Below are 23939 nucleotides of genomic sequence, written 5' to 3' on the forward strand. Positions count from 1 at the left end.
TATGAACATAAACGGGATCGGATCTCTTGGACAATCAGCGTAATCTCATTTTTGCCGTGGTGCTGTGCGGCCTGTTGCTGTTCGGATGGGAGGCCATCGTTCAGCGATTGTATCCGCAACCGGACCAACCGGCGAAGACCACCGCTGCGGCACCGGCCATTCCGGGGGATGGCAAGACTGCTTCGTCCGCAACACCGGCCGATGACGGGAGCATCAAGCACACCCGCGAAGGGGGGCTGACCGATCCCGCGCAGCAGGCGCTGGAGGCGCGCGATCTGAAAACCGTGCTGGCCGATCCCAACCGCGTGAAGATTGCCGCACCGGAAGTTTCCGGTTCGATCAACCTCGTCGGTGCGAAGATCGACGATCTGACGCTGACCAGCCATAGCCAGAGCGTGGAGAAAGATAGCGGCCCGGTCCGCCTGTTCTCGCCCGATGGCACCCCGGCGCAGTACTTCGCGCAGCTCGGGTGGATCGGTCAGGGCGTGAAAGTGCCCGATCCCAAGACGGTGTGGCAGGCGAGCGAAGGTCCGCTCACCCCCGATAACCCGGTTACGCTGACGTGGAACAATGGCGTCGGTCAGCAATTCAAGATTGAGCTGTCGGTCGATGACAAATACCTGATCACCGCACGCCAGACTGTCGCCAACACCGGCGGGCAAAGTGTGATGGTGCGCCCGTTCGCGCTGATCAATCGCACCAGCAAGACGGCCAGTGTCGATCAGTGGACGATCCATTCCGGGCCAATCGGTGAATTCGGTGACGGGGTGAACTTCGGCACGAATTACAAGGACGTGGCCGAATCCGGCACCACCACCCCCGATGGCAAGACGGGGTGGATCGGGTTCACCGATATCTATTGGCTGTCGGCTCTCGTGCCGCAGTCGAACGCTTCGGTCGATGCCGATTTCCGCGCGTTGGGCAACGATATCTTCCGCGCCGATGTGATCTATGATTCGCTGACCGTGCCCTCCGGCCGCCAGATTTCGCGCACCACGCGGATGTTCGCCGGGGCCAAGGAAAGCGACGTGCTGAACGCGTATCAGAAGGCCGGTATTCCGCAGTTCAGCAACGCAATCGATTGGGGCTGGTTCGGCATCGTTGAGAAGCCGATCCTGTGGCTGCTCAAACATCTGTATGATTTTGCGGGCAACTTTGGCGTGGCGATTATTCTGCTGACGCTGATCGTGCGCGGGCTGATGTTCCCGATTGCCCAGAAACAGTTTGCCAGCATGGCCGCGATGAAGGCGATCCAGCCGAAGATGAAGGCGCTGCAGGATCGCTATAAAGACGACAAGCAGAAGCAGCAGCAGGAAATCATGGCTTTGTACAAGGCGGAAGGCGTAAACCCGCTGGCCGGGTGTCTGCCGATGCTGTTGCAGATCCCGATCTTCTTCGGGCTGTACAAGGTGCTGATGCTGTCGATCGACATGCGGCACAAGCCGTTCATTCTGTGGATCAAGGACTTGTCCGCGCCCGATCCGCTGCACATCCTCAACCTGTTCGGTCTGCTGCCGTTCACGCCACCCAGCTTCTTGGGGATCGGTGTGCTGGCGGTGCTGCTGGGCATTACGATGTGGGCGACGTTCCGGCTCAATCCCACAGCGATGGACCCGATCCAGCGCCAGATGTTCAGCCTGATGCCGTGGATCATGATGTTTGTGATGGCGCCGTTTGCGGCAGGTTTGTTGCTCTACTGGATCACCAGCAACCTGCTGACCGTGGCCCAGCAGAGCTACCTCTATTCGAAGCACCCGCAGCTCAAGGCGCAGGCGGATAAGGACAAGGTTGACCAGGAACGGTCGGCCAAGGCCAAGGGGTGAGCTCCGAGGAAGAAAGCAGGCAGGCCGAACTGGTCGAACGCGCGCGCAAGCTGTTCGCCGGGCCGGTCGATTTCCTGCTTTCGGCCCCGCAGCTTCATTTCCTGCCCGATCCGGTGGTGCCGGAGGTGGCATTCGCCGGACGGTCCAACGTCGGCAAAAGCTCGTTGCTCAACGCGCTGACCGGGCGCAAGTCGATCGCGCGTACATCGGTGACCCCGGGCCGCACGCAGGAACTGAACTTCTTCGACGTGGGCGATCCGCTGCAAATGCGGCTGGTCGATATGCCGGGCTATGGCTTTGCCAAGGCGCCGGTGAAAGTCGTCGAGAAGTGGAAGCATCTGGTGCGCGATTTCCTGCGCGGGCGTCAGGTATTGAAACGCACACTGGTGCTGGTCGATTGCCGCCACGGGCTGAAGGATGTCGACCGCGAGATGATGAAGATGCTCGACGAAAGCGCCGTCGGCTATCGCCTCGTCCTGACCAAAGCGGATAAAGTGAAAGCCAGCGAACTGGAGAAAGTGCGCGCCGCAGTCGAGGTGGAAGCGCGCAAGCACCCCGCGGCATTCCCACTGATCCACGTCACCTCCAGCGAGAAGGGCATGGGTATCGCGGAACTTAGAGCGGCCGTGCTGGAAGATGCCGAGAGCTGATCCGGATTGGCTCTTTCGCGGGCTGTGAGTGGATCGATGGATGGATACGGCTTAAACAGTTGGCGGCCCCGCCACGTGCTCGCCGCATGTATGTGAAGATCAGTTCCTAATTCGTCGCCCCGGACTTGATCAGAGGGGCCCAGCTCATCTTCCAGCGCGATGCCAGCAGAAGCGGGACCCCGGATCAAGTCCGGGGTGACGGGCACAGGGAAGCGAAGACATCGCTGGGGGCAGACCTCTTCGCGTCCTGCATATTCGAGCGTTTCCGCGATCGAAGTGCATTTCCATCGCCAGATAATGCCAGCGCAACAAACGTCCGCATCGAGGCATGAGATCATTTGCAGCGGATCAAACGGAGAAAGGCCCAAGTGGGGGCCAACAGCTCCTGCAGCCCAGACCCACACCTCAATCACCAACTCCACTAAGTCGCGAACAACATCGCGTCGTTGGCAAATGCTTTCATCTCCAGTGCGTTGCCGCTTGGGTCGCGGAAGAACATCGTAGCTTGTTCTCCCGGTTGCCCTTTGAAGCGGATATGCGGTTCGATGCCGAACTGTATGCCCGCCGCGGTCAGCCGGTTGGCCAGCGTCTGCCAGTCGGGCATAGTCAGTACGATGCCGAAATGCGGCACGGGCACGTCGTGGCCATCGACCGGGTTGGCTGCTGCGTCGCCCCCCATATCCGGCGCGAGGTGAGCGACGATCTGGTGGCCGTAGAAGTCGAAATCGATCCAGCTGTCGGCGCTGCGCCCCTCGGCGCATCCCAGCAGACCGCCGTAGAATGCACGGGCTTCGGCAAGGTCGCGAACGGGGAAGGCGAGGTGGAACGGGCGCAAGGTCATCGCGCATCCATACGCGGCGCGGGCGCATTTTCCTACATAATGGCGATCCGTCATATTCACGCCATGACACGCATCACTCCTGCCGAAGCCCGTGCTCTGTTTGAAGAGGCACTCGCCCGTTTCTTGGAAGCCGACAATTTTGGATCAGGACAGTGTAACAAGCGGTCCACCGTTCAGGCTCGACAGCGCAGGGATGAACGACTACCGCCCGATCCAGATGGAAAAGGAAGTCGCGTGAAGCTCATCATCGGGAACCGCAATTACTCAAGCTGGTCGCTGCGGGGGTGGCTCGCCTGCAAGCAATCAGGCCTCGCGTTCGAAGAGCTGACCGTCAACATCAGCGGCGAGGACTGGGAAGAGGCGAAGCGCGCAATGGGCGAAGTGCAGCCCAGTCGCGGCAAAGTGCCGATCCTGTGGGATGGCGAAACGGTGGTGTGGGACAGCCTGGCGATTCTCGAATACCTGGGGGACAAGGTCGGTCGCGACCGGTTCTGGCCGAAAGACGATGTTGCGCGCGGGATGGCGCGTTCGATGGTGGCCGAAATGCACTCCGGCTATCTGCCGTTGCGCCGCGCGCTGCCGATGAACGTGCGCGCCCGGCATGAAGGGGTGGAACTGCCCGATCCGGTGAAAGCCGACGTGGTCCGCATCCTGCAACTGTGGGCAGAGGCGCGTGCCCGGTTCGGCCATGGAGGACCGTTCCTGTTCGGCACATTCGGGGCGGCCGATGTGTTTTATGCCCCTGTTGTCAGCCGCTTCGTCAGCTATGGCATTGCCGTTCCCGGATTCGCGCAGGCGTATATGCAGGCGGTCTGGGAACATGACTGGATGCAGGCATGGATCAAGGGTGCGGAAGACGAACAATGGGTAATCGAACAATGGGATACCGTTCCCGCCGTCTGATCGCGGCACTCGCGGCGGTGGCGCTCAGCTGGTTGCCGCAAAGCGCGCTGGCGTGGGGCAGCTATGGCCACCGTACAACCGCCGCGATCGCGATGGACAACGTCTCCCCCGCCACGCGCAAGGCGATCGCACGGTTACTCGCGAAAAGCGCCGAACTCGGCACGCCCGACTGCCCGGTGCATAGTCTGGAAGATGCCGCCGTATGGCCCGACTGCGTGCGTAAGTACAGCTGGCGCTATGGCTACACCTTCGCGTGGCATTACCAGACCGAACCTATTTGCGAGGAGTATTCGGCGCGCAAGAACTGCAGCGGGGGCAACTGCGTATCGGCACAGATCACCCGTAACGAACGGATACTGGCCGATGAAAGCCTGCCCGATGCGGTGCGGCTGCAGGCGCTGATCTTCCTCGTCCACTTCGTAGGGGACATCCACCAGCCGCTGCATTCGGGCGATCACGAGGATCGCGGCGGCAACGATGTGCAGGCCGAATATGGCATCGTGCCAGGGCTGAACCTGCACTGGATCTGGGACGGGCCGATGGCCGAACGCGCGATCAGCAGCGCGCAGCCGTCGCTGGTGCGACACTACTCCGCGGCGGAGAAAGCGGCACTGGGCGGCGGTACGCCCGCCGACTGGGGCCGCGAAAGCTGGCAGGTGGCGCGCGACTTTGCCTATCGCACCGCGTTCGGGCGCGATGCCTGTGCGGCGGGGGCCGCTCCACTGCCAAAGGATGCGGCGTTAACTCAGGAGGTTATCGCGGAATCGGTGCCGGTGATCCAGAAGCGGATCGAACAGGCCGGAATCCGCATGGCGCAATCGCTGGACAAGGCGTTCGCACCGGGGCCGTTGCCTGAAACGCCGCGCGGCTAAGGCGTGCGTCTGGCCGGGTATCGGGTGCCATCCTTGCGCGCATATCCATCGGGATCGAACTGCATATCGATGTCGGGATACGATCCGCTGTCGCGCGACTTGTCGCCCGCGCTGATCGCCACGAATACGCAATCGGCATCGCTGCGGTTTTGCAGGTGATGCCCGTTCTCAACCCCGGCGACCCATGCGACTACATCGCCGGGGTGCAGCATGGTTTCGCCATCGTCTTCGATCAGCACGGCTTCTCCGGCCAGCATGACGAGCAGTTCGTCCTCCTCCCGGTGCCAATGCCGCTGAGAGGACCATGCGCCGGGTCTGAGCACGACATGGCTTGCCCCCATCCGGGTCAGACCAGAAGCAGGGGCGAGGCGGCGATACCAGCGCCCCTCCACCGGCCCATCATACGGAGCGGGATAGCCGGTGCGGTTGGTTTGCGGGATCGCGTCGAGATCGAGCTTGGGCATGGTACAGTTCACCTTGCTGGATTGCCTGCTGCGGTTGGTATAGCGCCTTGCCGATGACCGATGCCAGCACTTGCGGAAATGCAACCGACCTTGCCGAACGGCTGATTGCCTGCCCCAGCGTAACACCTGCTCAGGGGCTGGTGTTCGATGCACTGGAAGCGATGCTGGTGCCGCTGGGGTTTGAGATAGACCGGTTTGTGCGGGGCGAGGCGCCCGATGGCCCGGTGGAAAACATGCTGGCCGTGCGTGCTGGCCCGGCGGGCAGCCGCCACTTCGCCTTCGCGGGGCATCTCGATGTCGTGCCGCCGGGGGAAGGGTGGACCAGCGCCCCGTTCGCGCCAGAGCGGCGGGGCGATCTGCTCTACGGTCGCGGGGCGGTCGACATGAAAGGCTCGATCGCGTCGATGGTCGCCGCGCTGGGGCAGATTCCCGCCGATGCAGGGACGATCAGTTTCATCATCACCGGGGACGAGGAAGGTCCGGCGGTTTATGGCACCCGCGCGCTGATCGACCGGATGCGCGAACGCGGCCTTGCGCCAGACTTATGCCTTGTGGGCGAGCCGACTTCGGTCAATCGTCTGGGCGATATGGTGAAAATCGGGCGGCGCGGGTCGGTCAATATCTGGCTGGAGGTGGAGGGTGTGCAGGGCCATGTCGCCTATCCCCACAATGCCGACAATCCGATTCCCCGGCTGGTGGCGATGCTGGCCGAACTGGATGCGCTGGTGCTGGATGAAGGAACCGACTGGTTTCAGGCTTCCAATCTGGAAATCACCGATCTGGAAGTCGGCAATCCGGCGCACAACGTGATCCCCGCGCTGGCGAAGGCCCGCATCTCTATCCGTTTCAACGACCTGCACACAGGCACGGAACTGGGTGCGAAAGTGAGCGAGATCGCGGCACGTTATGGCGGCAGAGCCATTCCCGTGATTTCGGGCGAAAGCTTCCTGACCCCGCCGGGCGCATTTTCCGCCATGATTACAGAGGCGATCCGCGCCGAAACCGGCATCGAACCCGAACTGTCCACCAGCGGCGGCACATCGGATGCGCGGTTCCTGAAAGACGTATGCCCGGTGATCGAATTCGGTCTGTGCAACGCGACGATGCACAAGCGGGACGAAGCGGTGGCGATGGCCGATCTGGAGGCACTGGCGCGGATTTATGCGCGGGTTGCACAGGCGGCTCTGCGAAGCTGATTGTGTAGCGGCAAAACCGCTGTTACGCGAAGCGCCGGGATCGCAACGGGGGAATACCATGGTCACTGCCGCTCCAGCCAGCACGCCTGTGCCGGATAAACCGAAATCGCTATTTGGCTGGTTCTTTCATGCGCTGACCAAACATCTGACGGCGTGCATCATGGTCGGGCTTGTCCTGGGCGTGTTCGCGGGCTGGCTGGTGCACGAGGGGTACCTCGCCGGAATCCTCTCGAACGAGCATTGGGAGCGTGGCTTCCAGATGCTTTCCAATATTTTCCTCAACCTTATCAAAATGCTGGTCGCGCCGCTGGTGCTCGCCACGATCGTTTCGGGCCTTGCCCATATGGGTGACAGCACAGCGGTGGGGCGTATCGGTTTTCGCGCGATTGCATGGTTCATCATCGCCAGCCTGATTTCGATCAGCCTTGGTCTGGTGATGGTCAACCTGTTCCAGCCGGGTGTAGGGGTGGATATTACTGCGCCGACACAGGCCGTGGGCGAAGTGAAGAAACTCGATTTCTACGAATTCATCGAGCATGTCTTCCCGAAGAACGTGATCGGCGCGATGGCCGATAACAACGTTCTGCAAATCCTCGTTTTCGCGCTGTTCGCCGGGATCGGGCTGACTGCCTTGCGCGAACGCGGTGCGCCGCTGGTTCGCGGGGCAGAGGCACTGTCTGATCTAATGCTGGAAATCACCGGCTATGTGATGCGGTTCGCGCCTTTCGCAGTGTTTGGTGCGCTGGCCAATGTAGTGGCTGCCAACGGGCTGGGCATCCTTGTTGTCTATGCGCGGCTGGTTGGCGAATTCTACTTCGCGCTCGCTATCCTGTGGACGCTGCTCATATTGGCAGGATGGGTGTTCTTGCGCGGGCGGGCGCTGTCGCTGGTGCGATATGTGCGGCAACCGGTGCTGATTGCATTCTCGACCGCATCCAGCGAAGCGGCGATGCCCAAGCTGTTCGAACAGCTTGACCGGTTCGGTGTCCCGCGCCGTATTTCCGGCCTGATGGTGCCGCTCGGCTACAGCTTCAACCTCGATGGTTCGATGATGTACGCCAGCTTTGCGACGATCTTCATCGCGCAGGCATATGGGGTCGATCTGTCGATTGGCACGCAGATCATTATCATGCTGACATTGATGATCAGTTCCAAGGGGATTGCCGCCGTTCCGCGCGCCAGTCTGGTGGTGATCGCGGCCACGCTGGCGATGTTCGATCTGCCGATCGAAGGCATCGCGCTGGTTCTGGCGATCGATCACTTCCTCGACATGGGCCGCACGGCAACCAATGTGCTGGGTAACGCTGTCGCGACGAGCGTGATCACCAAGTGGGAAGGGATGCTGCAGCCGATGCGCGATCCCGATCTCGACGATCCGGTGGCACCGCACCATACGTCCGAAGATGGGCGCAAGGGGCTGAACCTCGACCCGCAGGCGAACGAATAGGGCTTAGGGCCAATTCGCCTTCGGGTGATGGTGTGGCGGACGCAAAGCTGGCCTTTGTGGACCGTTACAGAGCGCTGGTGTGTCCTTCCCGTCATTACGAAGGGTGGGGAGACGGCAATCCAAAGAGTGCACGTCATCTCCATCGCAACCGGTGCGATGGGCGGCATCGTCGATCCATGGATTGCTTCACTGCGTTCGCAATGACGAAGGGGTGGGCGGGTAGCGGAGTAATGCGGGCAAGACTAAGGCCCCCCCAATGCCCCTGTCCTGCTCGTCATTGCGAGGAGCGGAGCGACGCGGCAATCCATGGTCCGAACATCCCCTCCATCGCAACCGCCGCTATGGGCGGCATCGTCGATCCATGGATTGCTTCACTGCGTTCGCAATGACGAAGGAGTGGGTGGATAGCGGAGTAATGCGGGAAGCCGCCATTTGCAGGTCGCCAGAAGCCTAGCGTCCCTTGGGTTTTTCCATCACCTTGCTGCGATAGCTGCACAGATCGGCCACTGTGCAGCGCCAGCATTCCGGGGTGCGCGCCTTGCATACATAGCGGCCATGCAGGATCAGCCAGTGATGAGCGCCCAGTCGGAAGGGGCCGGGCACCCGCTTTTCCAGCTTCGCCTCGACCGCTTCGGGGGTTTTGCCCTTGGCCAGCCCGGTGCGGTTACCGACACGGAAGATATGCGTATCGACGGCGAAAGTTTCTTGCCCAAACCAGCAGTTGAGCACGACGTTCGCTGTCTTGCGCCCGACACCGGGCAGCCTGACCAGTTCTTCGCGCGTACCGGGAACCTCGCCGCCATACTCGTCCACCAGTAACCGGCTGAGCGCGATGACGTTTTTGGCCTTCGAATTGAACAGGCCGATGGTCTTGATATGCTCTTTCAAGCCATCCTCGCCCAACTCCAGCATTTGTTGGGGAGTTTTCACTTTGGCGAACAGCGCCCGCGTGGCCTTGTTTACCCCCACGTCGGTCGCCTGTGCCGATAATGCCACGGCGACGACAAGCTGGTAGGCGTTGCCATATTCCAGCTCGGTTTCCGGTTCGGGGTTATCCTCCGCCAGGCGGCGGAAAAATTCGAAAATCTGGTCTTTGGTCATCGCACGCGGATCACAGCCCCAGAACCTGCGGCATCGTATAGCGCCCGGCATCCCGATCCACGAGCCACACGGCCCCCTTCACCGCGCCGCGTGCGAAAATCATCCGGCTTTCTGCGCTGTGCGACAGAGTGATACGCTCATCCTCCCCTGCCAGAATAACACTGTGTTCCCCGGCCACAGTGCCGCCACGCAACGATGCAAAGCCGATTGCCCCCTCGGCACGGGCACCGGTCTGTCCGTCGCGACCGCGTTCGGAATGGGCCGCCAGATCGATCCCGCGCCCTTCGGCCGCCGCTTCGCCCAGCAGCAAGGCAGTGCCCGACGGGGCATCCACCTTCATCCGGTGGTGCATTTCCAGCACTTCGATATCCCAGTCTGGCCCCAGACGCGCGGTCGCGTCGCGCACCAGATGGGCGAGCAGGGTTACACCAAGCGAGGTGTTGCCTGTCTGCAGCACGGCAATCGCCTGCGCCGCTGCATCGATCGCGGCATGGTGCCGTTCCTCCAGACCGGTCGTTCCGATCAGGATCGGCACGCCCGCCCCGATAGCGGCATGTAAATTCCCTTCCAGCGCAGCGGGAGAGGAGAAATCGACCAGCACGTCGCACTCATCCGCCAGTTCTGCCGTATCGCCGCCGCGATCCACGCCGCCTGCCATTGTGTGCCCGGCGGCCTCCACTGCATTCACCAATGCGTGGCCCATGCGGCCGTCACTGCCGATAATTCCAATTCGTGCCATTGCCAGTCCCCGATTGCTCGTGCTTCATTGCCGGGCATGGCAGACATCCGCAACATCGTCATCCTTACCGGTGCGGGGATAAGCGCCGAAAGTGGCATCGATACCTTCCGCGACGCCGGTGGCCTGTGGGAGCAGCACCGGGTGGAAGACGTCGCCACGCCAGAGGCGTTCGCACGGGATCCCGACCTCGTTCTGCGGTTTTACGACATGCGGCGCGATGCCATCCAGACCAAAACGCCCAATCCCGCGCATCGGGCGCTGGCGCGGCTTGATCGCGAATGGGAAGGGGGGCTGTTGATCGTGACTCAGAATGTCGACGATCTGCATGAACGCGCCGGTGCCGAGCGCGTTCTTCATATGCACGGCGAACACCTCAACGCATGGTGCACCGCGTGCGATACGCGCAGCCGCTGGACCGGTCCGTTGATCGACCGACCTGACTGTCCCGCTTGTGGCGAGCCGCGCCTGCGCCCCGACATCGTGTGGTTTGGCGAAATGCCCTATCGCATGGAGGATATTTACGCGGCGATGCGAGGGGCGCATCTGTTTGTGTCTATCGGCACCAGCGGGGCCGTCTATCCGGCGGCAGGTTTCGTGCGCGACGCGCGTAGTCTGGGCGCGAAGACGCTCGAACTGAACCTCGAACGCAGTCAGGGCAGTGGCTGGTTCGACGAAACGCGGCTTGGCCCGGCGAGCGAGCTCGTGCCTTCGTGGGTGGATGAAGTGCTGAGCCAGCAGAACTGAGTGCTGGCCTGCCTGTATATCACGGCATTGGCATGAATATGCGGCGCATCGCCAGGCCGACAATCGCGCCGATCACCGTAATCGCCACGACTGCTAGTGCGAGGTGCTCTATCCGGTGGAGTTCCGCCCCCGCCGCAGTCAGGCCGGTTGCGAACAAATATCCGGCTGAGCTGACAATGACCGCCCAGAGCGCGGCGGCGATCACGTTGAGGATGGCGAAACGTGGCCACGCGACCTGAGAGGTGCCGAGCGTTATCGGGCTGACGGTTCGCAAGCCCCACATGAAGCGGAACGCCAGTATGAAGGGCGTCGGGTTACGCTCGATCATGGCCAGCACCCGGCCATAGGTTGCGCGCGAGGTAACGCGACGGACGAGCCATGAATCGCGTAGATAGCGGCCAAGGAAGAAGTAGAACTGATCGAGCATGCACGAACCGACCGCTGCGGCCAGCATCACCTGATCGAGCGGCATCAGCCCGCGATGGGCCAGCAATCCGCCGGTGGCGACGACAGCTTCCCCTTCGAAAGCTGCGCCCAGACCAACAGCCAGCAGCCCGTATTGCGCGATGAAGCCCTCTATCGTCATCGCGCACTGCGATGAGGCTTGCAGGTGGGCTGGCTTATGCAGTTGCGCCGCATGTCTTGCACTGCGGGTCTTTGGGGATGGTCATCGACCGCATTCCCGGTTGCAGACCGTCAAGCAGGTGGACGATGCCCCACTGTGCAGGCCCCATCGCGCCGACAGGGGCCAGCAGGGCGCGGACGGTTTGCATCGCCGCGAATGTCCCGACCCAGCCCGCCATCGCGCCCAGCATCCCGTCGTCCGCGCACGTATCGCAATCGTCCGCATCGAACGCATCGCCCACGAAACACCGATAACAAGGGGAGTCGGCAAGGTGCCCGGCGAAAGCAGCCACTTGCCCCTGAAACCGCCCGACTGCCGCGCTCAGCAACGGAACGCCCATTGCGACACAGGCATCGGACACTGCCAGGCGGGTGGCGAAGTTATCGGTGCCGTCCAGCACGATGCTGGCCCCGGTCACGATCTGCGGTGCGCGGCTGCCGTCGATCCGCCGGTCATCCAGCTCCACCGCGATCTTCGGGTCGAAATTGGCCAGCCAGCGGCGCGCCGATACGGCCTTGCCGTGGCCGACATCGCGTTCGGCATAGATCGTCTGGCGCTGCAGATTGCTGGCATCGACGGTATCGTCATCCACCAGTGTCAGCTTGCCGATGCCTGCACCGGCCAGATATTGCAGCGCCGGGCTGCCGATGCCGCCGAGACCGACGATCACTACATGCGCGTCTGCGAGCGCGACCTGCCCCACACCGCCGATTTCCGGCAGGACGATATGCCGCGCGAAGCGACTCAGACGTTCCGGAGTAAGGGTCATTTCCGGTCGGAAATCGGGCTGGTGTCAGGACGTTCGCGCTTGAATCCGAGCATTCCCAGCCACCATTGCAGAGCGATCACAGCACCTTTGGTCGGCTGCAAACCCAGCAGAACCATTGCCGTTGCCAGCGGGATGATGATGGCCGACGCCGCCCACGACGACATGTCGAAATCGAGGATCAGCATAATCATCAGCGGGGCCAGCAAATGCCCGGTGGCGAAGATCGCGATGTAGGCGGGAATGTCGTCCGCCCGCGCAAGGGTCCAGTCCTGCCCGCAAGCGCGGCAGCGATCCACCGGCTTCAACCATTTGCGAAACAGCTCCCCACCGCCGCAGCGCGGACAATGCCCGCTCGCCCCGCGCCGCGCAGCCTGCCAGTAAGTTGCCGGTAATTCAGCGGGATGGGCGTGGTCGATGGCCGTGGAGTCTGTGGGGGTCATTCAGCCCCCATAGCGCAATACGCTCAGCTTTCCAGTTGTCTCAGCAAGCTGCGGACGTCGCCATCCATATCGGCATCGCGCTGCCGCAGGTCTTCGATCAGGCGAACCGCGTGAATGACTGTCGAATGGTCACGCCCGCCGAACTTGCGGCCGATTTCGGGATAAGAGCGGGGAGTCAGTACCTTGGAAAGGTACATCGCCACCTGTCGCGGGCGAACCACAGCGCGGGCGCGCCGTTTGCTGGCCATTTCCGCGCGGTCGATGCGATAGAACTGGCAAACCGTGCGCTGGATTTCATCGATCGTGATCCGGCGGCGATTGGCCGACAGGATATCGGTGAGCTGTTCCTCGGCAAGCTGGAGAGACACTTCCTGCCCGGTTAGCTGAGCATAGGCGATCAGCTTGTTAAGGCCACCGACCAGTTCGCGCACGTTGCGCGTGACGGTGCGAGCGAGAAAATCGATCACGTCCGCCGGCACATCCAGCGGCGCGAACTTGGTCAGCTTGGATTCGAGAATCTTGCGCCGCAATTCCATATCGGCGGGCTGGATATCCGCTACCAGCCCCATCGACAGGCGGCTGAGCAGGCGCGGTTCGACCCCGTCGAGTGCCTGTGGCGCACGGTCGGCGGCGAAGACCAGCCGCTTGCCTTCGGCCAGCAGCGCGTCGATGGTATAGAGCAGTTCTTCCTGTGCGCTGGCCTTGCCGATGATGAACTGGATATCGTCCACCAGCAGCAGATCGAAGCTACGCAGGCGTGCCTTGAATTCGATTGTCTGGTTCGATTTCAGCGCCTGCACGAATTCGACCATAAACCGTTCGGCGCTGCAGTAGAAGATCCGCGCCCGCGGATGGGCCGCGAGATAGGCGTGGCCAATGGCGTGAAGCAGGTGGGTCTTGCCCTGTCCTGTCGCTGCCTTGAGGTAAAGCGGGCTGAACTGCGGCTGTTCGATGGCTGCCATCCGCTGAGCGGCATTGCAGGCCAGCACATTCGCTTCGCCAGTGACGAAGGCCGCGAAAGTCAGCGACGGGTCCAGCCCGACAGACGATGTGAAGCCGCGATCGCCAATCGTACCGGCGGCAACAGCAATCATGTTGGGATCGCCGCCATCGTTGGCCGCGCGGTGGCCTTCCCCGAAGCTCAGCTCAGGCAGTTTGCGGCGGCCCGGATGGACCGCGATCTTTACATGGCGCACTTCGCTGCGGGCGATTTTCCACGCGAGCGAGAGCCGATCATGGAATCGGTCGTTGACCCAGTTGGCCGAGAATTCGGTGGGCAGGTACAGGTTGAGGGTGCCGGTGTCTTCTTCGAAACCACCGACCTGAATCGGTTTGATCCACTGGCTGTGAAGCTGGTGACCAAGATCTTTCCGCAGTCCCAGGCTGATGTCTGCCCAATCAGCCGCAAGGTTTACTGCCTCCAGATCTTCCATCCCGTCTTCACCCTTTTTGCGTCGCGGCGTGCCTGCAACGCCATTCAATTCGGCCATTGGTTCCAGCCCCCACGAAATCGGCGCCCGACTGAATATCGGGCCCGCATACCAGCTTCAATTTGGACACAGCTTCGCCGTTGCCCGGAATCCCCCGACGCCGGGCTAGGAAGCCTGATCCAGTGATGTGAATCAGCGCTGTCCAACCGCTGATGCAATCTTCAATTCAACAGCGCGGGCCTGCTGGCAAGGGCAGGGGCGCAAAATTTTTGAAATAAACCCGGTTGACTCGTCAAAAACCTAAGCTTTGCATATAAGTCACTGAAAAGAAGTAATTTAAATATTACAGCCTCGCGAATCGGCGGATTTCCTAGCTTTTTGACGATTCGATTACAGCGCACACGAAAACGCCGGCGCAATCGCACCGGCGTTGGTCCTGATGTGACAGGTTGGCGGGGGATTATGACCCCCGCGAGTCGCGACTCAGAGAGCGCCGACTCGCTTGCTCAGCCGGCTCATCTTGCGGCTGGCGGTGTTCTTGTGCAGCACGCCGCGGGCAACGCCGCGCATCAGTTCGGGCTGTGCTTCCTTCAGCGCTTCGGCAGCGGCCTTCTTGTCGCCACCGGCAATCGCGGTTTCAACCTTCTTCAGGTAGCTGCGGATGCGGCTCATGCGCGAGGTGTTGATTTCCGCCCGGCGATCGTTGCGGCGGATACGCTTCTTGGCTTGCGGCGTGTTGGCCATGTCTGTCCTTACTGCGGGCCGCCCGCTCGGGGCGACCGGAATCCTGTGCGTCAAATGTCATAAGTGGCGGAGTATCCGCCGGAAAGCGGCGCCCCTAGCGGGAGAGGGGCGAATCGTCAAGGGAAAGCGCGGCAAATCCGCTCAACGCTGACATACAGGGCAGAACCACGTACTGCGTCCGCCTTGCGCGATACGGCGAATAGTGCCGCCGTCATCATGAACGCAAGCTTCGCCTTCGCGGCCGTAAACCGCAAAGCGGGTGGCGAAATAGCCAAGCTGGCCATCGGGGCGGGCGTAATCGCGCAATGTCGATCCCCCGTCGAGAATCGATTGCTCCAGCACCGCGCGGATCGCGGGCACCAGCAATTCCAGCTTACCCATGCCGACGCGCCCGGCGGGTTTGCGCGGATCGATCCCGGCGCGGAACAGCGCCTCGCACACATAGATATTGCCAAGACCGGCCACGATCCGCTGATCGAGCAGCAGCAGCTTGATCGCTTGCTTGCGTCCGGCAAATGCAGCCTTGAGATGCGCGGCGGTCAGGCCGGGGCCGAGCGGTTCCGGCCCCATCGCAGCGAATGCGGGCCAGTCGTTCAGCAGCGGGGTGTCCACCAGATCGACCGAGCCGAACCGCCGCGCATCGTTAAGCGCGAAACGGTGGCTGGCCGTTTCGATCACCAGATGATCGTGCTTGTCGGGCGAATTGGGATCGATCCGCCAGCGCCCGCTCATCCCCAGATGGAACACCAGAGTGCGATCGCGGTCGGTGTGGATCAGGCCATATTTCGCCCGCCGCTCCAGTGTGCTGACCGTTGCCCCGGTCATCGCCTGCACCAGATCGGCGGGGAAGGGGCGCCGCAGATCGGGCCGGTTGAGGATGACGCGCGCGATCGTTTCCCCTTCGAGGAATGTCGCGAGCCCGCGCACAGTGGTTTCGACTTCGGGGAGTTCTGGCATCGCATTGGCTGCTAACAGTGTTTGCGCCTGCCTGAAACTCCCCTAAGGCGCGTTGCATGACCCAACACGCAGACGAGCAGGTTTCCTTCGGATACGAAGACGTGGCCCCAGAGGAAAAGACCCGCCGTGTCGGCGCGGTATTTTCCAATGTCGCGGCGAAATACGATGTGATGAACGATGCCATGTCGGGCGGGATGCACCGGTTATGGAAAGATCGCTTCGTCCGCCGGGTGAAACCGCAGCCGGGCGAGGCGATTCTCGATATGGCGGGCGGCACCGGCGATATCGCGTTTCGCATGGCGGCGCGCGGTGCGGAAGTGACAGTGGCCGACATCAATCAGGAAATGCTGGATGTCGGGATCGAGCGGGCGATGGAGCGCGGGATCGATGGCCTGAGCTGGTCGCGCCAGAATGCGGAAGAACTGACGTATCCCAGCCGCCTGTTCGATGCGTACACCATCGCGTTCGGCATCCGCAACGTGACCCATATCGACAAGGCGCTGGCCGAGGCATACCGGGTGCTGAAACATGGCGGGCGTTTCTTCTGCCTCGAATTCTCGACCACTGAATGGCCGGGGTTCAGGGAAGTGTACGATGCCTATTCGCACAAGCTGGTGCCGCAACTGGGCAAGCTGATCGCGGGCGATTCCGAATCCTATCGCTATCTGATTGAATCGATCCGTCGGTTCCCGCCGATGCCCGAATTCGAAGCGATGATCCGCGATGCCGGATTTACCCGCACACGGGTGGAGCCGATCATGGGCGGGCTGGTGGCGATCCATTCGGGATGGAAGGTCTGACGGTGCCGCGCATCGCCTGTTCCCTCTGCCGACAAGGGGAGAGTGCCGCCGCTGCTGTGCGCCACGCTGACTTATGACCCGCCCGATCACGCATATCTTCCGGTTGCTGAAGTGGGGCCGCACATTGGCGCGGCACGGGGCCTTGCGCGGGATAGAGCGCGATCCGAACACCCCGCCGCAGGTCAAGCGGCTGGCGCGCGTCGCCCGGTTCGGCACGATTCAGCCGCGCGAACCCGATTATGCCGGGGCGTTTCAGGATATCGGCCCGGCAGCGATCAAGCTGGGGCAATCGCTGGCCACCCGGCCCGATTTGGTGGGCGAAACGGCAGTGGCCAACCTGCTGACTTTGCAAGACGATCTGCCGCCGGTCCCGTACAGCGAGATCGAGCAGGCGATCGCCGCCAGTTTCGGCAGACCGGTGAGCGATCTGTTCGTGGAAATCGACCCTGTTCCGGTGGGCGCGGCATCGATTGCACAGGTTCACAAGGCGGTGACCACCGACGGGCGGCAAGTGGCGGTCAAAGTGCTCCGCCCCGGTGTCCGTAAGCGGCTCGAACGCGATATCGCGACATACGAATGGGCCGCCGCCCACCTGGAGGCTTTGGGTGGAGAAGCGCGCCGGCTGCGCCCCCGGCTGACTATCGCCAACTTCAAACGCTGGACCAATCGCGAGCTGGATTTGCGGCGCGAAGCGGCATCAGCCAGCGAACTGGCGGAATCGATGAAGGGGGTGGAAGGATACAGCATCCCCGCCATCGACTGGGACCGGACCAATGGCCGGGTGATGACTGTCGACTGGATCGACGGCATCAAGATATCCGACCGCGAAGCGCTGATCGCCGCCGGGCACGATTTGCCCGAACTGGCCGAACGGCTGGTGCTGGCGTTCCTGCGGCAGGCGATCAGCGGCGGATTCTTTCACGCCGACATGCATCAGGGCAATCTGTTCGTGCGGGCGGACGGCACGATTACCGCCATCGATTTCGGCATTATGGGCCGGATCGACCGGCGCGCGCGCCAATGGCTGGCGGAAATTCTCTATGGCCTGACCACGGGCAATTACCGCCGTGTGGCGGAAATCCATTTCGAGGCGCAATATGTGCCCAGCTATCACTCGGTCGATGAATTTGCGACGGCCTTGCGCGCGGTGGGCGAACCGATGCGCGGCAAGCCAGTGAGCGAACTGTCGGTCGGGCAAATGCTTGACGGGCTGTTCGCGATCACCCGCGATTTCGACATGGAAACGCAACCGCACCTGCTGCTGTTGCAAAAAACGATGGTGATGGTCGAAGGGATCGCCACCAGCCTGAACCCGCAGATCAACATGTGGGACGTTTCCGCCCCCTTCGTCCGCAACTGGATCCGCGACGAGCTGGGGCCGGAAGCCGCGCTGGCGGGCCGGATCAAGAGCGATTTGGAAACGCTGCTGCGCCTGCCCGATCTTGTGCGCCGGGTGGAGGAGCGCTTCCCGGCCAAGGGTGGCGCGCCCGAACAGCCGCCGTTGCCCGATGTCCCGCTGATGTGGGAACGGCGCGTGTCGGGCGGTGTGCGCTGGTTGCAGGTGCTGGCCGGGTTCGGAGTTGGCGCCGTGGCAGTGGTCGGTGCATTGGCCACCGGGTTTCTCCATCTTTAGCCGGGCGTGACGTTCGGGCAGGCCTTGCGACGCAGCCTGGGACCGGCTCTTATCGCCGGGCCGGTGAGTGGGGTGGCAACGTTCCTTGCGATTATGCTGGTCGTGACGCTGTTCGGCGATAGCGGGGCAGAGATGATCATTTTCATGGCGATCGGCGCTGTTTTTGCCGCGCTTCTGGGCCTGATAATAGGGACACCGCTTTCGCTGCTTTGTTCAGCGACGATGCTGCGCCAGATCGCCCGAAACCCACGTTGGGCGCGGAGGCGCTATTGGATCGCGGTGGGTGCGCCGGTTGGCATAGTGGTGGTTTCGATATTCTGGGCGCTGTCTGCGGAAGGCAGCGATTCCACTGTGGGATCGTTTGTTGCGGTTGCGGCGTTCGGTGCCTTTGCCGGTGGTTGCGCGGCGTGGGCCAATCGCGCGATGCTCAAATCGGCCATCGCGCAACTCACTCGCGGGATCGATACCGACATCTTCGCCTGAACGCTCGGCCCGATCAGACGACCTTGTGCGGCAACACCCGGCTGCCGATCAGCGACAAAGCCACGGCCAGCGCTTCCACCATCATCGGGAAGGCAAACGCTTCATACGGGCCATCGATGGCCAGCGATACGACACGCCCGACAAAGGCAATGCCGAAGATTGCCACCGGCACCAGCAACAGTTCCCCGTTCCGCTTCCACGCGCCCCACAGCATCGTGGCACCGCCAACGAAGAACAGCGCGGGGAAATCGGCGCGCAGCACAGCCAGACCCTGTGCCCCCTTGGCGGTCAATCCGAAACCGAGTCCCGCATCGGCGGGGAACACCAGAAAGTTCGCGCCCAGAACCAGAAACAGCAGGCCGATGGCGAACAACAGGGCCGTGACGATAAAGCGCATAGAGTGATCTCTCCTGATTTCGACCCTGTGCTTAGGGCGATCTCCTGCAAATTGCACGATCTGCGATGGCGAAATCTCGTTTCGAACCGGGGACAGTACCAGCCTGTGCCCGTTGCCCGTGCATTTCAGGATAAAAACCAGCGGGCAAAGCAGACTGCAATGCGGGTTGAGGATTGGCAATCGCCATAGCGGAGCGCTAGGCTGAATTCATGAAACGACGGAATTTGTCATGCACGCGCCGGATACCGAGCGATCCCGTGCCGCGCGTGGGGTTGCTGACATGAGCGGGCCGAAAATCCTGCTCGTCGTTGGCGGCGGTATCGCGGCATACAAGTCGTGCGAGCTGGTGCGCCTGATCCGCAAGCACGGGGGCGAGGTGACGTGCGTGCTGACCGACGGCGGCAGCCAGTTCGTCACCCCGCTGGCTCTCGCTGCGCTGAGCGAAAACAAAGTCTATACCAGCCTGTTCGACCTGAAGGACGAGGTCGAGATGGGCCACATCCAGTTGTCGCGGCAGGCCGATCTGGTGGTCGTATGTCCCGCCACAGCCGATCTGATGGCCAAGATGGCCGCGGGCATTGCCGATGATCTGGCGACGACGCTGATCCTGGCGACCGACAAGCCGGTAATGGCGGTTCCGGCGATGAATGTCCGCATGTGGGGCCACGCGGCGACGCAGCGCAATGTCGCGTGGCTGCGCGATGCCGGTGTGACAGTGATCGACCCGGACGAAGGGCCGATGGCCTGCGGCGAATTCGGGCCGGGGCGCTTGCCCGAACCGCCTGTGATCTGGGTGGCGATTGCCGAACGTCTGGCAATCGATCCCGGCAACGATCTGCCTTTGCCGTCTGCCCCCCCGGTGGCATCGCCGCCGGTGGAGGAAGAGGCGGAAGCGGAAGACGCGCCCGAACCGCAGGGCCGGGGCGGATTTGGCAGTCTGCTTGCCGCGCTGATCCCGCGTTCGCACGCGCGCCGCGCAGAGTCGGTCGAAGAGCGTGAGATCGAAGAACTGTCTGAGCATGAAGCGGAGGTCGAGGCAGGGGATGCGCCTCTGCCCGAACCCGACCTCAGCGGCCCGCTAATGGCACAGAAGGGGCAGGCGCGCTCAGCTCCGCCGACCGATCCCGATGCGATTGGCCGCACAATTGCCAGAACCACCACCGATGAAGTGCTGGTCGAAGAAGACCCACTGGACGGGCAGCCCGATTTCGACAGCGATCCGGCACATCGCCCTTTGTATGGCAGGCATGTGCTGGTCACTGCCGGGCCGACGCATGAACCGATCGACCCGGTCCGCTACATCGCCAACCGCTCCAGCGGGAAACAGGGTTTCGCAATTGCGGCTGCGGCGGCGGCGCTGGGGGCGCGTGTCACGCTGGTGGCGGGGCCGGTTCATCTGAAAACACCGACCGGTGTGGACCGGATCGATGTCGAGTCCGCGCGTGAGATGGCCGATGCGGTGAAACACGCTCTGCCCGCAGATGTCGCGGTGATGGTCGCCGCTGTCGCTGACTGGCGCAGCCGGGATTACGCGCAGGAAAAGATGAAGAAGCGCGGCTCTGCCCCGCCGGCGCTGTTGCTGGCGGAAAATCCCGATATTCTTGCCTCGGTCGCCGCCGGTAAGCTGCGCCCCAGGTTGCTGATCGGCTTCGCAGCCGAAACGCAGGACGTGGTCGAAAACGCGACCGCCAAACGGAAACGCAAAACCGCCGACTGGATCGTGGCCAACGATGTATCGGGCGGAGTCATGGGCGGCGATAGCAACACCGTGCACATCGTTTCCGCCGACGGTGTCGAAAACCTGCCCGAAATGCCGAAGGAGAAAGTTGCGATGGCATTGGCCGAACGCATTGCCGAAACGCTCAACCGGATCGACCCGCGCGATGACTGATATGGTGTCCGTGAAGCTCAAGCGCCTGCCGCACAGCGAAGGGTTGCCCCTGCCTGCCTATGCCACTCAGGGCGCGGCAGGGATGGATGTTCTGGCGGCGGAAGACGTGACAATCGAACCGGGTGCGCGCCACGCGGTCGCCACCGGGCTGGCGGTGGCGATCCCTGCGGGTTACGAAATTCAGGTGCGCCCGCGATCCGGGCTGGCGTTGAAACATGGGATTACCGTGCCGAATACGCCGGGGACGATCGATTCCGATTATCGCGGCGAACTGAAGGTTATCCTTATCAATCATGGCTCCGAACCGTTCGCGATTGCGCGTGGGGATCGGGTGGCGCAACTCGTCCTCGCGCCGGTCACACAGGCCGGGTGGTGCGAAGTGGATGAACTGGACGAAACTGAGCGCGGCGCTGGCGGTTTCGGTTCGACCGGTGGGCACGCGGCGCTGACATAGATGGGGTAAGGGGGGCCGGTATCGAAAAGTCCGGCGGCCCGTCGGTGCTCCATCTGACCCATTTGGGTAGGGGATCGCGATGAACGACGACCAGCGAGCGAAAATGCGGCACAATGTGTCGGTTTGGGGTCGTTATCGGTCAAAAAACGGTGTTCGTCGCGATATTCAGCTGAAAAACCTCTCCGAAACGGGATGCCAGTTCTACGATCGGTTCACAGGGCTTGTGCCGGGCGATAAAATTACGCTGCGAATTGAAAACCTTGGCCCGTTCGATGCGACGGTGCGCTGGGTCGATGCCGGGTATGTCGGCGTGCAATTTAGTGATGAACTGTATGGCCCGACATTCGATCACATCAGGCTGAAACTGAGCAGCTGAATACCGATCAGCGCGTAGGTGCCCGCTTATGAAGTGGCCGGAAAGAGAAAGGGCGGAGCCGAAAAATCGGACCCGCCCTTCAGTTAAGTCAATGATATAGATGTCAGCGACGCTTCGCCGGCATATTTTCCGGTGCGACCGAGATGCGGACGGTCTTGCCGCTGTCACCGGGGAAATCGGTGAACATCGCTTCGATCAGGTTGGGAACCAGATATTGCAGCCGGTTGGAAGTCGACAGCGCTTCTGCCCGACCTTCGAACAGGCGTTCCCCGTCGGATGCACGGCTGATCTTCAGTTCGATCCCGCTCTTGTACACGGTGTACACGTCCAACCCATTGTCAAAGAAGGGATCGTAGAAGCCATAGCTCCACGGGCCACCCCAGTAACGGCTGGGGTAAGGGCGGTAGAACCGGCTGTAGCCGAACCGGCCATAACCGTACCACGGATCGTAAAACGGATCGGCAAGCGCGGTGCGGCGCACCCGCTGGCGGCCATCGTCGACCCCGTAATCGAAATCGACCAGCAATGTGGCCGCTTCGGCAGAGGAAGCGCGCGCATAGCCCAGCTTCTCCATCTGAGCCGCTACCTGATTGGCATACATCGAAAATTCCAGCCCACCCTTAAGGTCGGCGTCCGATGTCACGACAGCGAATGTCTGCCCTTCCGGCGCAGGCAACTGGGTTTGGAAACGCGAAACATCTGCGTTGAAGGGGGTGGCACAAGCGCCCAGCACACCAAGCGCCAAAGGCGCGGCGAGAAGCTTGATACGGCGACCCCATTTTGTGGGCATATTCATAGAAAGCGGTCCTCTTGTGTTCTGACCTGCGCGTGATGCGGCCTACCCCTTCGATGAGCGCACATGCTGTCACTGGTACGGCGAGTTGTAAACTACGCGCGGTGAACCGAGTTTGAACATCAAGCCGGTTCACAGAAAAATATGGCGAGGCTTGCAAGAGGTACAAGCCCCGCCACGCATGTATTCAGCCGCGTTCGCGTGCCCTTACCAGACCTAGCGCGCTGTAAGTCGCGTCGAGAGTCGGAATACCGATCTCGCGCGCGCGCAGCGCACCCTTGGCGAGAATCGCGTCCAGAGCTTCCCGGTCTTCCACCAGTTCGCGGAACCGCAGCGAAATCGGGCTGAGCGTTTCCACCAGCACTTCGCCCAGCGCTGGTTTGAACACTCCGAAACCCTGACCGGCAAAGCGCGCCAGCACCGCCTCTGGCTTCTCGTCGGTCAGAACGGCGTAGATCGAAACCAGATTCAATGCTTCGGGCCGACCTTCCAGACCGGCCATCTCGCTGGGCAGCGGTTCGGGATCGGTCTTGGCTTTCTTGATCTTTTTCATGATCGTATCGGCATCGTCGGCCAGTTCGATCCGGCTCATTTCGCTGGGGTCCGACTTGCTCATCTTCTTGGTGCCGTCGCGCAAGCTCATGATCCGGGCGGCGGCAGGGGGGATGAACGCTTCGGGCAGGGTGAACACCGGCGCATCTTCCGAACAGAAATCGTTGTTGAATTTCTGTGCGATGTCGCGCGCCAGTTCCAGATGCTGTTTCTGATCTTCGCCAACAGGAACGTGGGTCGCCTGATACAGCAGCACGTCCGCCGCCTGCAGCACGGGGTAAGTGAACAACGCGACGCTGGCCCCTTCGCGGTTCTTGCCGGACTTGTCCTTGAACTGCGTCATGCGGTTCAACCAGCCCATGCGCGCGGTGCCGTTGAGCAACCATTGCAGTTCGGCGTGGGCGGGCACCTGTGCCTGATTGAACAGCACCGAACGATTCGGATCGATCCCGCAAGCGACCAGTGCAGCGACCATTTCCAAGGTTGCACGGCGCAGCTCCGCCGGGCTGTGCGGCATCGAGATGGCGTGAAGATCGGCCAGGAAGAACAGGCATTCGCTGCCCGGTTCGAGATCGTCCTGCATACGGACCCAGTTGCGGATCGCGCCGAGGTAGTTGCCGAGGTGCAGGTTGCCGGTGGGCTGAATGCCCGAAACAATACGCATGAAATTATGCCTTTGAAAAATGGGTAAATCGCAAATGTAGCTGGCTGCCGCTGAGGCGCGGCAGGATAGTCTGGATCAGGCGATCAAAGCCATCGCCAGGCCGCCCGGCCGCGCACGGAAAACCGGCGCGGCGCAGCATTTGCGAAGGAAG

At 62.0% G+C, this 23939-nt stretch carries 26 protein-coding genes; 13 read left to right on the forward strand and 13 right to left on the reverse strand.

What is annotated here, in order from left to right; translation table 11 throughout:
- Nucleotides 1-26 precede the first annotated feature (26 nt).
- Together yidC and yihA are read left to right on the forward strand one after the other, a co-directional pair.
- Nucleotides 27-1823 (forward strand): membrane protein insertase YidC, encoded by a 1797-nt coding sequence (yidC, locus tag D6858_RS08480; RefSeq protein WP_120109007.1) that lies wholly within the window; start codon nt 27-29, stop codon nt 1821-1823.
- Complete coding sequence (gene yihA, locus D6858_RS08485) at nt 1820-2473, forward strand: ribosome biogenesis GTP-binding protein YihA/YsxC (protein WP_120109009.1); 654 nt, start codon at nt 1820-1822, stop codon at nt 2471-2473. Before yidC ends, yihA begins: the two co-directional genes overlap by 4 nt.
- Nucleotides 2474-2894: 421 nt before the next feature.
- Here the strand turns inward: yihA and D6858_RS08490 are convergent, their stop codons facing one another.
- The gene (locus D6858_RS08490) at nt 2895-3314 is read right to left on the reverse strand and encodes a VOC family protein (RefSeq protein WP_120109011.1); all 420 of its coding nucleotides are present in this window, start codon (nt 3312-3314) and stop codon (nt 2895-2897) included.
- Nucleotides 3315-3548: 234 nt separating this feature from the next.
- On the opposite strand from D6858_RS08490, the gene D6858_RS08495 reads away from it, so the two are divergent.
- Complete coding sequence (locus D6858_RS08495; RefSeq protein ID WP_120109613.1) at nt 3549-4217, forward strand: glutathione S-transferase family protein; 669 nt, start codon at nt 3549-3551, stop codon at nt 4215-4217.
- On the forward strand, nt 4193-5089 hold the full coding sequence (locus D6858_RS08500; RefSeq protein WP_240623772.1) for a S1/P1 nuclease: 897 nt from the start codon (nt 4193-4195) through the stop codon (nt 5087-5089). Before D6858_RS08495 ends, D6858_RS08500 begins: the two co-directional genes overlap by 25 nt.
- Here D6858_RS08500 and D6858_RS08505 read toward each other — a convergent pair.
- A complete protein-coding gene (locus D6858_RS08505; RefSeq protein ID WP_120109015.1) occupies nt 5086-5553 on the reverse strand; it encodes a cupin domain-containing protein in 468 nt (155 codons plus the stop codon). The genes D6858_RS08500 and D6858_RS08505 overlap by 4 nt on opposite strands.
- Nucleotides 5554-5606: 53 nt before the next feature.
- Between D6858_RS08505 and dapE the strand changes: the two genes are divergently transcribed.
- Both dapE and D6858_RS08515 read left to right on the forward strand, forming a co-directional pair.
- Nucleotides 5607-6749: a succinyl-diaminopimelate desuccinylase gene (gene dapE / locus D6858_RS08510; protein ID WP_120109017.1), complete on the forward strand. Its 1143-nt coding sequence runs from the start codon at nt 5607-5609 to the stop codon at nt 6747-6749.
- Nucleotides 6750-6882: 133 nt separating this feature from the next.
- The gene (locus D6858_RS08515) at nt 6883-8196 is read left to right on the forward strand and encodes a dicarboxylate/amino acid:cation symporter (RefSeq protein ID WP_240623805.1); all 1314 of its coding nucleotides are present in this window, start codon (nt 6883-6885) and stop codon (nt 8194-8196) included.
- A 450-nt stretch (nt 8197-8646) separates the two neighbouring features.
- Here D6858_RS08515 and nth read toward each other — a convergent pair whose 3' ends face one another.
- Together nth and dapB are read right to left on the reverse strand one after the other, a co-directional pair.
- Complete coding sequence (gene nth, locus D6858_RS08520; protein WP_120109019.1) at nt 8647-9297, reverse strand: endonuclease III; 651 nt, start codon at nt 9295-9297, stop codon at nt 8647-8649.
- Between the two features lie 10 nt (nt 9298-9307).
- Nucleotides 9308-10036 carry a 4-hydroxy-tetrahydrodipicolinate reductase gene (gene dapB / locus D6858_RS08525; protein ID WP_120109022.1) on the reverse strand — a complete coding sequence of 243 codons (729 nt, stop codon included), beginning with the start codon at nt 10034-10036 and terminating at the stop codon, nt 9308-9310.
- A gap of 36 nt (nt 10037-10072) precedes the next feature.
- Between dapB and D6858_RS08530 the strand changes: the two genes are divergently transcribed.
- Nucleotides 10073-10780, forward strand: coding sequence for an NAD-dependent deacylase (locus D6858_RS08530; RefSeq protein WP_120109024.1), 708 nt, complete (start codon nt 10073-10075; stop codon nt 10778-10780).
- A 19-nt stretch (nt 10781-10799) separates the two neighbouring features.
- On the opposite strand, the gene D6858_RS08535 is transcribed toward D6858_RS08530, so the two are convergent.
- The 6 genes from D6858_RS08535 to mutM form a co-directional block, all read right to left on the reverse strand.
- Nucleotides 10800-11366, reverse strand: a complete 567-nt coding sequence (locus tag D6858_RS08535; protein WP_120109026.1) for a DedA family protein — start codon at nt 11364-11366, stop codon at nt 10800-10802.
- Between the two features lie 34 nt (nt 11367-11400).
- Entirely contained in the window at nt 11401-12174 is a 774-nt protein-coding gene (locus D6858_RS08540) for a HesA/MoeB/ThiF family protein (RefSeq protein ID WP_120109028.1), read from the reverse strand.
- Nucleotides 12171-12614 carry a DUF983 domain-containing protein gene (locus tag D6858_RS08545; RefSeq protein WP_120109030.1) on the reverse strand — a complete coding sequence of 148 codons (444 nt, stop codon included), beginning with the start codon at nt 12612-12614 and terminating at the stop codon, nt 12171-12173. The genes D6858_RS08540 and D6858_RS08545 overlap by 4 nt, the downstream gene beginning before the upstream one ends.
- Nucleotides 12615-12637: 23 nt before the next feature.
- Nucleotides 12638-14104 carry a chromosomal replication initiator protein DnaA gene (gene dnaA / locus D6858_RS08550; RefSeq protein WP_120109032.1) on the reverse strand — a complete coding sequence of 489 codons (1467 nt, stop codon included), beginning with the start codon at nt 14102-14104 and terminating at the stop codon, nt 12638-12640.
- A gap of 423 nt (nt 14105-14527) precedes the next feature.
- Nucleotides 14528-14788: a 30S ribosomal protein S20 gene (gene rpsT / locus D6858_RS08555; protein WP_102153588.1), complete on the reverse strand. Its 261-nt coding sequence runs from the start codon at nt 14786-14788 to the stop codon at nt 14528-14530.
- Between the two features lie 141 nt (nt 14789-14929).
- On the reverse strand, nt 14930-15745 hold the full coding sequence (mutM, locus tag D6858_RS08560; protein ID WP_120109034.1) for a bifunctional DNA-formamidopyrimidine glycosylase/DNA-(apurinic or apyrimidinic site) lyase: 816 nt from the start codon (nt 15743-15745) through the stop codon (nt 14930-14932).
- A gap of 56 nt (nt 15746-15801) precedes the next feature.
- On the opposite strand from mutM, the gene D6858_RS08565 reads away from it, so the two are divergent.
- The 3 genes from D6858_RS08565 to D6858_RS08575 all read left to right on the forward strand — a co-directional run bounded on the left by D6858_RS08565 (nt 15802) and on the right by D6858_RS08575 (nt 18661).
- Complete coding sequence (locus tag D6858_RS08565; protein ID WP_120109036.1) at nt 15802-16545, forward strand: class I SAM-dependent methyltransferase; 744 nt, start codon at nt 15802-15804, stop codon at nt 16543-16545.
- A 73-nt stretch (nt 16546-16618) separates the two neighbouring features.
- On the forward strand, nt 16619-18178 hold the full coding sequence (ubiB, locus tag D6858_RS08570) for a 2-polyprenylphenol 6-hydroxylase (RefSeq protein ID WP_120109038.1): 1560 nt from the start codon (nt 16619-16621) through the stop codon (nt 18176-18178).
- A 63-nt stretch (nt 18179-18241) separates the two neighbouring features.
- Nucleotides 18242-18661, forward strand: coding sequence for a hypothetical protein (locus D6858_RS08575; protein WP_165859669.1), 420 nt, complete (start codon nt 18242-18244; stop codon nt 18659-18661).
- Between the two features lie 13 nt (nt 18662-18674).
- Here the strand turns inward: D6858_RS08575 and D6858_RS08580 are convergent, their stop codons facing one another.
- Nucleotides 18675-19058 carry a hypothetical protein gene (locus tag D6858_RS08580; RefSeq protein ID WP_120109042.1) on the reverse strand — a complete coding sequence of 128 codons (384 nt, stop codon included), beginning with the start codon at nt 19056-19058 and terminating at the stop codon, nt 18675-18677.
- 280 nt (nt 19059-19338) lie between these two features.
- Between D6858_RS08580 and D6858_RS08585 the strand changes: the two genes are divergently transcribed.
- From D6858_RS08585 to D6858_RS08595, 3 genes are all read left to right on the forward strand, one after another.
- On the forward strand, nt 19339-20949 hold the full coding sequence (locus D6858_RS08585) for a bifunctional phosphopantothenoylcysteine decarboxylase/phosphopantothenate synthase (RefSeq protein WP_120109619.1): 1611 nt from the start codon (nt 19339-19341) through the stop codon (nt 20947-20949).
- Nucleotides 20942-21403: a dUTP diphosphatase gene (gene dut / locus D6858_RS08590; RefSeq protein ID WP_120109044.1), complete on the forward strand. Its 462-nt coding sequence runs from the start codon at nt 20942-20944 to the stop codon at nt 21401-21403. Before D6858_RS08585 ends, dut begins: the two co-directional genes overlap by 8 nt.
- A 79-nt stretch (nt 21404-21482) precedes the next feature.
- Nucleotides 21483-21779, forward strand: coding sequence for a PilZ domain-containing protein (locus D6858_RS08595; RefSeq protein ID WP_120109046.1), 297 nt, complete (start codon nt 21483-21485; stop codon nt 21777-21779).
- A gap of 103 nt (nt 21780-21882) precedes the next feature.
- On the opposite strand, the gene D6858_RS08600 is transcribed toward D6858_RS08595, so the two are convergent.
- A complete protein-coding gene (locus D6858_RS08600) occupies nt 21883-22569 on the reverse strand; it encodes a DUF4136 domain-containing protein (protein ID WP_240623806.1) in 687 nt (228 codons plus the stop codon).
- 190 nt (nt 22570-22759) lie between these two features.
- On the reverse strand, nt 22760-23788 hold the full coding sequence (gene trpS / locus D6858_RS08605) for a tryptophan--tRNA ligase (RefSeq protein ID WP_120109050.1): 1029 nt from the start codon (nt 23786-23788) through the stop codon (nt 22760-22762).
- Between the last annotated feature and the right edge of the window lie 151 nt (nt 23789-23939).

The organism is Tsuneonella suprasediminis (assembly GCF_003605755.1).
Taxonomy (GTDB): domain Bacteria; phylum Pseudomonadota; class Alphaproteobacteria; order Sphingomonadales; family Sphingomonadaceae; genus Tsuneonella; species Tsuneonella suprasediminis.